We start from the raw sequence: 9,929 nt of genomic DNA, 5'->3' as shown, positions 1-9,929 counted from the left end.
TGTCGCTCGTGGGGCGCCGGCCGCGGCGGGGGCGCGCGTGAGTGCCGGCGCCACCCTGCCCGAGGTGGCCACGCCGGTGACCCTGCCGCCGGAGGTCGAGGCCGCGCCGCAGGAGGTGGAGGCGCTCGCCGAGCTGCTGGCGACCCGCCGCCTGGCGGTGGTGACCGGCGCCGGCATGTCCACGGCATCGGGCATCCCGGACTACCGCGGACCGGACGGGGTGCGCCGCGTGCAGCCCATGACCATCGGGGACTTCCGTGCCGGCCCGGCCTCGCGGCTCCGCTACTGGGCGCGGGCCTTCGTGGGCTGGGAGCGGTTCACCGGCGCTCGTCCCAACACCGGCCACCGTGCGCTGGCCGCCCTGCAGTGCGAGGGGGTGGACACCGGGGCGGTCGCGGGCATCACCGGGGTGATCACGCAGAACGTGGACGGGTTGCACCAGCGGGCCGGGTCGCCGGACGTGCTCGAGCTGCACGGGACGCTCTCGCGCATCGTGTGCCTGGCCTGTGGGGCCACCGAGGAGCGCGAGCACCTGCAGGCGCGCCTGGCCGAGGCGAACCCCGACCACCGTCGGGTGGCGCTGGACGCCGGGCAGGTGCGTCCGGACGGCGACGTGGCCCTGGACGAGGAGGCCGTGGCGGCCTTCCGTGCGCCCCGCTGCCTGGCGTGCGGGTCCGACGAGCTCAAGCCGGACGTCGTGTACTTCGGGGAGAACGTGCCCCGCCCCCGGGTGGACGCGGCGTACGCGATGGTGGACGCCGCCGACGGGTTGCTCGTGCTGGGCTCGAGCCTCAAGGTGATGAGCGGGTACCGCTTCGCCCGGCACGTGCACCGCGCCGGGGGACCGGTGGTGGTCCTGACCCGCGGCTGGCACCGCGCGGACCGGGAGGCCACGCTCACGGTGGACGCGATGGTGCACACGACGCTTGCCGCGGTGGCCGACCGCCTCGGGGTGGGCGTCCCCGAGGCGTGACCCCGGTGCGGGAGCGTGGCGACCGGGTGCGCGCTGACCGGGAGTGCCCTGCGGGGGCTCAGACCCTGCGCAGCACCGCGGTGACCTTGCCCAGGATGGTGGCGTCGTTGCCGTCGATGGGGTCGAAGGCCGGGTTGTGCGGCTGCAGCCACACCTGGTTCTTGACCTTCTTGTAGGTCTTCACGGTGGCCTCGTCGTCGAGCAGCGCGGCCACGATGTCGCCGTTGATGGCGGCCTGCTGGCGGCGCACCACCACCCAGTCGCCGTCGCAGATGGCGGCGTCCACCATCGAGTCACCCTTGACGCGCAGCAGGAAGAGCTCGCCGTCGCCCACGATCTGGCGGGGGAGCGGGAAGACGTCCTCCACGCGCTCCTCGGCGAGGATCGGCCCGCCGGCGGCGATCTGCCCCACGACCGGCACGTAGGAGGCCGGCGGGCGGGAGTCGGCCGCCTCGGAGGGGTCCCAGGTGTCCTCCGGGAGCTTGCGGTACCCGCGGTCGCCCGGCCACTGGGCGTCGAGGATCTCCAGCGCGCGGGGGCGGTTCGGGTCGCGGCGGATGTAGCCCTTGCGCTGCAGTGCGTTGAGCTGGTGCTGCACGGAACTGGCCGAGGCGAGCTCCACCTCCTCGGCGATCTCGCGCATGCTCGGCGGGTACCCGCGCTCGTCGATGGAGCGGCGGATGCACTCCAGCACACGGGTCTGCCGGTCGGTCAGCGGCTCGTTCCGGCGCAGGCCGGGCTCGTTCTTCTCGGTCATGTCGGGGTCCCCCTTCGCGGGTCGTCGCGGCGGAGAACTGCGCGTCATGACGCCGGATCTCCGAGGTTGTCGGTGGTCACCGCTTCACTGCGTGGTGTCGGCAGGGCGTGCGGCGGGAGGTCCCGCTCGTACGCACGGCCGACAACCGGTGCACACAGGATACGACGTCACCGTCCCGCCAGAAGGACATCCGTTCGGGCGTGTCTTGGTGAGTGTCGGTCACCTGTGCTACACATAGTACAGACATGCGACGGACATCCGTCCGGACCTGGAGGAGATGACATGACTGCGATGACTGCGATGCCGCTGGAGGTGCGACCCGTTCGCCGTGGCGGGCGCCCGGTCGCGTCGGCCCGGGGGGCGGTGCGCCCGGCACCTCGCATGCGACTGACGGCCCGGGGGCGCGCGGCGCGACAGGCGCTCGTGATTGCCGTGGCGGTGGTGATGGTGCTGCTCGTCGCCTGGCAGGCGACCGGCGCCGGCCGGGACGCGGGGGTGGCCGAGCGCGTGGTGGTGGCCCAGGACCAGACGCTGAGCCACGTGGCCGTGGAGCACCTGCCCGAGGTGCCCGTGGACCGCGCGGTGCTCATGCTGCAGGAGGCGAACGGACTGGGCACCAGCCAGGTGCAGGCCGGTCAGGAGCTGGTCATCCCGCGTCGTTGACGAGGGAGTCGGCCCGGCCGGGGAGGAGGGACCGGCCAGGAGGGGGTCAAGGACTGCGTGGTCCTCAGGGACGTGTGGCCACGCGTGATGGGGTGCGCCGCGGACGTGAGACATCCGTGGCAGGGACGCCCCGTGAGGGAGAGAGCCCTCCCCACCGCCTCGTGGCGGTGGGGAGGGCTTCCGCTCGTGGGGGACCTGTCCGGGCGTGCCGTGGCCCGGTCAGTCGAGGGGGGTACCGGTGGCGCGACGCCACATGGGGCCGAGGCCCTCGAAGGGCGCGAACCAGCCGGAGATGTGCACGTCCATGACCAGCCCGTTGACGCCGGCGGTGAGGAAGTCGCTGGCGCCGCGCACGACCTCCACGGGCTGCAGGGCCAGCAGGTCGCCGGGCTCCTCCGCGTCGAGCATGCCCTGCTCCACCGCGAAGTGGCGGGCCCGCTCGCTGCTGGTGAACCCGAGCAGCATCATGGCGCCCTCGATCTGCGCGGCGACGGGAGCCACGGACCCCTCCGGCCCCGCGGGCAGGAACCACCAGCGCGGCAGGGCGAAACCGGCCCTCCACAGGGCGGTGATGGTCTCCTGGTCGCCACGGTCGCGCGTGAGGGCGTGGAGGCGGTCGGTCTCGTTGGGGGCGGGCATGGCGAGGTCCATGGCCCCACTCCACCACACGCGGGGCCCGCCCGGTGGTCGCAGCGCCGCAGCCGGGGCTCGGACTCGTCGTGCGTGGGTGGTGCAGGAGCGGGGTGGCGCAGAGGTGGCACACCCCCTGGCGGCGTCGCGGAGGGCTGGCACCATGGCCGGTGTGAGCGTGCGTCGGTCCGGTGGGTGGCGTCGCGGTGGGGCCGCGGCGACGGTGGTGGGGGCCCTGGTGCTGGGAGCCGCACCCCTGTCTTCCGCGGGAGCCGGGACGGCGCCTTCCGTCGCCGCGTCAGGCGCGCCCCGCCCGCACGCCATGGCGCACGCTGCTGCGCGCGACGGGGACGGGTCGGATGTCGACACGGGGCCTGCCGCTCGCATCGAGGACCCGACCGGCCGGCGCCCGGGCCGCACCGGCACGTGGGGCGACCACCCGACCGCCTCGCGCGACCTGGGGGACCTGCCCTGTCGGGAGCTGCTCTTCGTGGGGGTCCGTGGGTCCGCCGAGCAGGTGCCCTGGGGCAACACGGTGAACCGTGCCCGGGAGGGTCTCGCCGAGCGCCTGGACCGGTCGGTGAACCAGGTGTGGCTGGAGTACCCGGCGGTGGACCCGCACACGCTGCGCACCGCCGACCTCGAGGGCGCCGTCCTGGAGGCCACGCCGCGCGCGAGCCGGTACTTCGCCTCGGTGGACGCCGGCAGCGCCGAGCTCACGCGCGTGCTGGGTGCCAGTGCCCGGGAGTGCCCGGGGCAGCAGGTGGTGGTGGTCGGCTTCTCGCAGGGTGCGCAGGTGATCACGCGCGCCCTGGCCGGTGGTGCCGACAGCTCGACGCTGGCCGCGGCGCTGCTGCTGGGGAACCCCGCGCACCACCCGGGGCAGAACGTCCGGGAAGTCGGTGGACAGCTGGACACCCCCGCCATCGGGCTGGCGGCCACGCTGACCTACCTGCGCTCCCGGGCGCGCCCGCAGGAGACCACCACGCGGCGCCAGGCCGTGCACAACCTCGTCTCGGAGGTGTTCGCGCTGCACCGCGGCGAGGTGTCCAACAGCTCCATCGCGGCCACACTCGAGGCCGGTGGCGACGTCATCGCGCCGGGGGAGTACTCCCGCGTGCTCAGCATCTGCAGCACCGGTGACGTGGTCTGTGACGCCGCGCCGGCCATGAGCCGGGTGCTGACCTCGGCCACGGGCCTGGAGGACGAGTTCGCGACCGCGCGGCCCATCCACGGCGGGTATGCCGGGGAGGTGCTGCGCCCCGGCATCGAGGCGCTGGTGAACCTGATCGCCCCGGACGACGCTCCGCGTGACGCGTCGGGTGACGCCTCGGGGCGACCGCGCGACGGCGGCGAGGGGACGCATCAGGGGGCGCGAGAAGGGGCGGACGAGCGTGCGCACGGGGGCGTGGACGGCGCGCCGCACGGTGCCGGCGGCACTGACCCGGCTGATCCCGCCGACCCGGCCGACCCCGGGGGCGGCACGACGCCCGGCGACCTCGCCGCGGGCACGGGCCGTGAGGGCGGCTCCCCGTGGGTGGAGACCGGTCCGCCCGCGTGGGTCCTGCCCACGGTGTCGGTGGCGGCAGGGGTGTTCTTCCTCACCTCGTGCGGCCTCGGCCTGGCGTTGTGGAGGCGGCGGTGACCGATCCCGTGGAGACGGTGGGTGCCCGTCCCGCCGCGGCGGAGGAGAAGGGCGTGCACGAGGCGGGTGACCGTCCCGAGCGCCCCGGCGATCGGGGTGCGCGGCGCCGCGACCGCAGGGCCGTCGCAGCCCTGGTGGCGCTGCTGGTGCTGCTGCTCACCCTTCTGGTGGGCGACCTGGCGCTGCGGCGGTACGTGGTCGGCCGCATCGAGCAGGAGGTCGGGGCCACCGTGCACGGCCGGGTGCGGGCCGACCTGGACGGCTGGCCGACCGCCTGGCACGTGGCCCGCGACGAGTACCCGGAGATCGACGGGACACTCTCCGGCGCGGTGGTGGAGGTTCGCGGTCGCACCGTGCTCGTGGACGCCGACGTGCGCGCGCGGGACGTGCGCGACCTCTCCGGGGGCGGGGACGCGGTGCACGTGGAGCACCTGGCCGGGCGCGTGCGCACGAGCTGGGAGGACCTCTCGCGCGTGACCGGGGCGGACCTCTCGGGTGACGAGGACGGGCGCCTGTCCATCACCACCGACGTGCCGGTGATGGGGGAGCGGTTGCCGGTGAGGGTGACCGGTCGCCCGGTGGTGGACCCCGCGACGGGGCAGCTGGGGCTGGCGGACGCGCAGGCCTCCCTGGACGAGGTGGACGTGCCCCAGGACGTGGTGGACGGGCTGTTGCCGCGGGTGGCCACCTACGCCAACCTGCCCACCTACGAGGGGCTGCGCTGGACGGGGGTGCGGGCGACGGCCGAGGGGGTCGAGCTGGAGCTCCGCGGCGAGGGGGTCGACCTCCCGCGACACGCCGGCTGAGGGAGTGGAAAGCGCGGCCCGGAGCCGGGTTCCGGGCCGCTGGGCCGGGAGGTTTGCGACCGGCGCCGGGGAGGCCGTAGGCTCTACATCTAGTGGTGCTGAGGAGATCAGCACACAAGATGATCCACTTTTCGCCGTATCACGCGCCACCGGGAGGAGTTCCGCCGTGCACTGTCCGTTCTGCCGCCACGAGGACACCAAGGTGGTGGACTCGCGCGTCCAGGAGGACGGTACGGCCATCCGCCGGCGCCGCCAGTGCACCGCCTGCGAGCGGCGCTTCGGCACGGTGGAGTCGGCCACCCTCAGCGTGGTCAAGCGCTCCGGCGCCAGCGAGCCGTTCCGGCGGGACAAGGTGATGTCCGGGGTGCGCAAGGCGTGCCAGGGCCGCCCGGTCACCGACGACCAGCTCGGCCTGCTCGCCCAGCGCGTGGAGGAGAGCATCCGCTGCACCGGCCAGGCCGAGATCGACGCCCACGACGTGGGCATGGCCGTGCTGCCGGTGCTCCGGGAGCTCGACCTCGTGGCCTACCTGCGCTTCGCCTCGGTCTACCGGGGGTTCGACAGCCTGGAGGACTTCGAGCAGGCCATCACCGAGCTCCGCCAGGAGCGCGTGCCCGCCGGGGACCGCGCACCGGAGGTCGTCGGCGCCGGCTGACACCACTGGGCAGCCCGGCGAGGGGGTCGGGCCGCCCAGCCACCGCGGCCCGGACGTGCCACGCCCGACGCCGACCGTCCGTGCCCCGGCACGGACGTACGCACCACCCGCCCCGCACCACCTGCACGACCGACCGCAGACCGACCAGAGACACACCACCCCGAACCGCACTGCACGACCGGCGGACGAGAGCCCGCCACCGCCCACCAAGGAGAGGTCATGACCGACACCACACAGGCTCCCGCGTCCACCCAGCAGCCGGGCGGCGGACTCACCATCAACCGCATCCACACCACCCCGGGCGTGCACCCCTACGACGAGGTGACCTGGGAGAAGCGCACTGTCGAGCAGACCAACTGGAAGACCGGTGAGGTGATCTTCCGCCAGGAGGACGTGGAGTTCCCGTCGTTCTGGTCGGCCAACGCCTCCACCATCGTCACCACCAAGTACTTCCGCGGCGCGGTGGGCACCCCGGCCCGCGAGACCGGCCTCAAGCAGCTCATCGACCGCGTGGTGCTCACCTACGTGGCCGCTGGCAAGAAGCACGGCTACTTCGCCACCGAGGACGACGCGCTGGTGTTCGAGCACGAGCTCACCTACGCGCTGCTGCACCAGATCTTCAGCTTCAACTCCCCGGTGTGGTTCAACGTGGGCACCAAGAGCCCCCAGCAGGTGAGCGCCTGCTTCATCCTGGCCGTGGACGACTCCATGGACTCGATCCTGAACTGGTACCGCGAGGAGGGCTTCATCTTCAAGGGCGGCTCCGGTGCCGGCCTGAACCTCTCGCGCATCCGCTCCTCCAAGGAGCTGCTGAGCTCCGGTGGCAACGCGTCCGGCCCGGTGTCCTTCATGCGCGGCGCCGACGCCTCGGCCGGCACCATCAAGTCCGGTGGCGCCACCCGCCGCGCGGCCAAGATGGTCGTGCTCGACGTGGACCACCCGGACATCGCCGAGTTCATCGACACCAAGGCGCGCGAGGAGGACAAGATCCGTGCGCTGCGCGACGCCGGGTTCGACATGGACCTGGGTGGCGACGACATCACCTCGGTGCAGTACCAGAACGCCAACAACTCGGTGCGCGTCTCCGACGAGTTCATGAACGCCGTCGTGGAGGGCCGCGAGTTCGGCCTGCGCTCGCGCACCACCGGCGACGTCATCGAGACCGTCGACGCCCACGACCTGTTCCGCCGCATGGCCAGGGCCGCGTGGGAGTGCGCCGACCCGGGCATCCAGTACGACGACACCATCAACCACTGGCACACCAACCCCGAGTCGGGCCGCATCAACGCCTCGAACCCGTGCTCGGAGTACATGTCGCTGGACAACTCGTCGTGCAACCTGGCCAGCCTGAACCTGCTGAAGTTCCTCAACGACGACGACACCTTCGACGTGGAGCGCTTCCAGGCCGTCACCGAGCTGGTCATCACCGCGATGGACATCTCCATCTGCTTCGCCGACTTCCCGACCGACCCCATCGGTGAGACCACCCGCAACTTCCGCCAGCTCGGCATCGGCTACGCCAACCTCGGCGCCCTGCTCATGGCCACCGGTCACGGCTACGACTCCGAGGGTGGGCGCCAGCTGGCCGCGGCCATCACCTCGCTGCTCACCGGTGCGTCCTACAAGCGCTCCGCCGAGCTGGCTGCCGTGGTGGGCCCGTACGCCGGGTACGCCCGCAACGCCGAGGCCCACAACCGCGTGATGCGCCAGCACCGTGACGCCAACGCCCAGCTGGCCCCGATGCACGAGATGGACGCCCACATTCAGGACGCCGCCACCGAGGCCTGGGACGCCGTGGTGGCCCTGGGCGACGAGCACGGCTACCGCAACGCGCAGGCCTCCGTGCTGGCCCCCACCGGCACCATCGGCTTCATGATGGACTGCGACACCACCGGCATCGAGCCGGACTTCTCGCTGGTCAAGTTCAAGAAGCTCGTGGGTGGCGGCTCCATGCAGATCGTCAACCAGACCATCCCGCGTGCGCTGCGCCTGCTGGGCTACGACCAGGCCACCACCGAGGGCATCGTCGACTACATCGCCGAGCACGGCCACGTGGTGGACGCCCCGGGCCTGGCCGAGGAGCACTACGAGATCTTCGACACCGCGATGGGGGAGCGCGCCATCGCCCCGATGGGCCACGTGCGCATGATGGCGGCCGTGCAGCCGTTCCTCTCCGGTGCCATCTCCAAGACGGTGAACCTGCCCGAGCGCGCCACCGTGGAGGAGATCGAGGAGGTCTACCTCGAGGGTTGGAAGCTCGGCCTCAAGGCGCTGGCCGTGTACCGCGACAACTGCAAGGTGGGCCAGCCGCTCTCCAGTGGCAAGGGCGAGAACAAGGGCTCCGAGGCGTCCGACGAGGCCGAGGGCACCGACGCCCCGGCCGTGGCCGCCCCGGTGGAGAAGGTCGTCGAGTACCGCCCGGTGCGTCGTCGCCTGCCCAAGCGCCGCACGGCCCAGACCACGAGTTTCGCCGTGGGTGGGGCCGAGGGCTACCTGACTGCCGGCACCTACGAGGACGGCTCGCTGGGCGAGATCTTCCTGAAGTTCGGCAAGCAGGGCTCGACCCTGGCCGGTGTGATGGACGCGTTCTCCATCGCGGTGTCCGTGGGCCTGCAGTACGGCGTGCCGCTGGAGACCTACGTGGAGAAGTTCAGCAACCTGCGCTTCGAGCCGGCCGGCATGACCGACGACCCGGACGTCCGCATGGCGCAGTCGCTCATGGACTACGTCTTCCGCCGTCTGGCGCTGGACTACCTGGACTTCGACACCCGCGACTTCATGGGCATCCACACGGCCGCCGAGCGCGCCCGTCACCTGGAGACCGGGTCGTACTCCCCGCAGGGCGGCGGATCGGACGAGGGCGACGACTCCGACATGGAGAGCCAGCTGGAGTCCTACAGCCAGTCCATCGCGCCGGCCGCGGCCAAGCGTCCCGAGGGCGTGAACGGCTCCTCCCGCGTGGAGGCCGCCGACACCGCGCTCGAGGGTGAGACCGGGGCCCAGGCCCAGGCCACCGCGGCCGACGCCGCCCAGCCGGTTGACTCCGGGGTGCACTCCTCCGCGGAGCTCATGGAGGCCAAGTTCGGCAAGGCCGCCGATGCCCCGCTGTGCATGACCTGCGGCATCAAGATGCGCCCTGCCGGTTCGTGTCACATCTGCGAGGGCTGCGGCAGCACCTCCGGCTGCAGCTGATCGCCCACCCGGCGCCCCGGGACCCCGTCCGGACCACCTCGGTCCGGGCGGGGTCCCCGCGTGTGGGGGAGGGGTGCTCAGGCCACCTGCGTGCCCGGGGGTGGCTCGGGTCGCCCAGTCGTGACCGCCGGCGGAGGACCCACCTGGCCCGTGGGGTCCGGGGGCGGCTCGCACGCCGGGTCCCACCAGACGACGCGGTCCGGATACACCGCGGCCCGCAGGCCGTCCCGGTGCACGATGGTGTGGTGCCGTCGGCAGAGCAGCGCCAGGTTCGCCAGACTCGTCGGCCCGCCCTCCGACCAGTGCGTCACGTGGTGCGCCTCGCACCAGCCCGGGGGTCGGTCACAGCCCGGGGCCGTGCACCCGCCGTCCCGGGTGAGCAGGGCGCTGCGCATGGCGTTGGTCGCGGCCCGGTCGACCCGTCCGGTGTCCAGGGGAGTCGAGGGGCCACCGAGCATCTGGGGCAGCACGCCCGCGTCGCAGGCCATCCGGCGCACCTCGCCGGCGGAGAGCACCTCGCCACCGGAGGTCGTGCCGTACCCCGCACGCCCCCGGTCCGTGACCGGCGCCGGGCCCCGCGCCCACCCGTGGGGTGCGGGCCGCCCCTC

General features: G+C 73.0%; 9 protein-coding genes. 6 read left to right on the top strand and 3 right to left on the bottom strand.

What is annotated here, in order from left to right:
* Positions 1–973, top strand: a 973-nt coding sequence (locus HMPREF3099_RS10665) for an NAD-dependent protein deacetylase (RefSeq protein WP_371327539.1), incomplete at its 5' end; no start/stop codon positions are given.
* Positions 974–1,031: 58 nt separating this feature from the next.
* Here HMPREF3099_RS10665 and lexA read toward each other — a convergent pair.
* Entirely contained in the window at positions 1,032–1,730 is a 699-nt protein-coding gene (gene lexA / locus HMPREF3099_RS10660) for a transcriptional repressor LexA (protein ID WP_070705975.1), read from the bottom strand.
* A gap of 381 nt (positions 1,731–2,111) precedes the next feature.
* Between lexA and HMPREF3099_RS10655 the strand changes: the two genes are divergently transcribed.
* On the top strand, positions 2,112–2,393 hold the full coding sequence (locus HMPREF3099_RS10655) for a LysM peptidoglycan-binding domain-containing protein (RefSeq protein WP_141494628.1): 282 nt from the start codon (positions 2,112–2,114) through the stop codon (positions 2,391–2,393).
* 219 nt (positions 2,394–2,612) lie between these two features.
* Here the strand turns inward: HMPREF3099_RS10655 and HMPREF3099_RS13150 are convergent, their stop codons facing one another.
* The gene (locus tag HMPREF3099_RS13150; protein WP_070705971.1) at positions 2,613–3,044 is read right to left on the bottom strand and encodes a hypothetical protein; all 432 of its coding nucleotides are present in this window, start codon (positions 3,042–3,044) and stop codon (positions 2,613–2,615) included.
* A 301-nt stretch (positions 3,045–3,345) separates the two neighbouring features.
* Here HMPREF3099_RS13150 and HMPREF3099_RS13145 point away from each other — a divergent pair, with 301 nt between their 5' ends.
* From HMPREF3099_RS13145 to HMPREF3099_RS10630, 4 genes are all read left to right on the top strand, one after another.
* Positions 3,346–4,668 (top strand): cutinase family protein, encoded by a 1,323-nt coding sequence (locus tag HMPREF3099_RS13145; RefSeq protein WP_070705969.1) that lies wholly within the window; start codon positions 3,346–3,348, stop codon positions 4,666–4,668.
* A complete protein-coding gene (locus HMPREF3099_RS10640) occupies positions 4,665–5,474 on the top strand; it encodes an LmeA family phospholipid-binding protein (RefSeq protein WP_070705967.1) in 810 nt (269 codons plus the stop codon). Before HMPREF3099_RS13145 ends, HMPREF3099_RS10640 begins: the two co-directional genes overlap by 4 nt.
* A gap of 166 nt (positions 5,475–5,640) precedes the next feature.
* On the top strand, positions 5,641–6,129 hold the full coding sequence (nrdR, locus tag HMPREF3099_RS10635) for a transcriptional regulator NrdR (protein ID WP_070705965.1): 489 nt from the start codon (positions 5,641–5,643) through the stop codon (positions 6,127–6,129).
* Positions 6,130–6,348: 219 nt separating this feature from the next.
* Positions 6,349–9,321: a vitamin B12-dependent ribonucleotide reductase gene (locus tag HMPREF3099_RS10630; RefSeq protein WP_070705963.1), complete on the top strand. Its 2,973-nt coding sequence runs from the start codon at positions 6,349–6,351 to the stop codon at positions 9,319–9,321.
* A gap of 77 nt (positions 9,322–9,398) precedes the next feature.
* On the opposite strand, the gene HMPREF3099_RS10625 is transcribed toward HMPREF3099_RS10630, so the two are convergent.
* A partial coding sequence (locus HMPREF3099_RS10625) for an HNH endonuclease signature motif containing protein (protein WP_141762131.1) occupies positions 9,399–9,929 on the bottom strand: 531 nt, incomplete at its 5' end.

Origin of the sequence: Kytococcus sp. HMSC28H12, assembly GCF_001816045.1 — a bacterium.
Classification (GTDB): Bacteria; Actinomycetota; Actinomycetes; order Actinomycetales; family Dermatophilaceae; genus Kytococcus; species Kytococcus schroeteri.
The sequence above is the reverse complement of the archived record's forward strand: the minus strand, read 5'-3'. Positions and strand labels throughout refer to the sequence as shown.

What these genes read in the sequence shown, in the direction of transcription:
- HMPREF3099_RS10655 (WP_141494628.1), top strand. Translation starts at nt 2,112, where the DNA reads ATGCGACTGACGGCCCGGGGGCGCGCGGCGCGACAGGCGCTCGTGATT.
- lexA (WP_070705975.1), bottom strand. Translation starts at nt 1,730, where the DNA reads ATGACCGAGAAGAACGAGCCCGGCCTGCGCCGGAACGAGCCGCTGACC.
- HMPREF3099_RS13145 (WP_070705969.1), top strand. Translation starts at nt 3,346, where the DNA reads ATGGCGCACGCTGCTGCGCGCGACGGGGACGGGTCGGATGTCGACACG.
- HMPREF3099_RS10630 (WP_070705963.1), top strand. Translation starts at nt 6,349, where the DNA reads ATGACCGACACCACACAGGCTCCCGCGTCCACCCAGCAGCCGGGCGGC.
- HMPREF3099_RS13150 (WP_070705971.1), bottom strand. Translation starts at nt 3,044, where the DNA reads ATGGACCTCGCCATGCCCGCCCCCAACGAGACCGACCGCCTCCACGCC.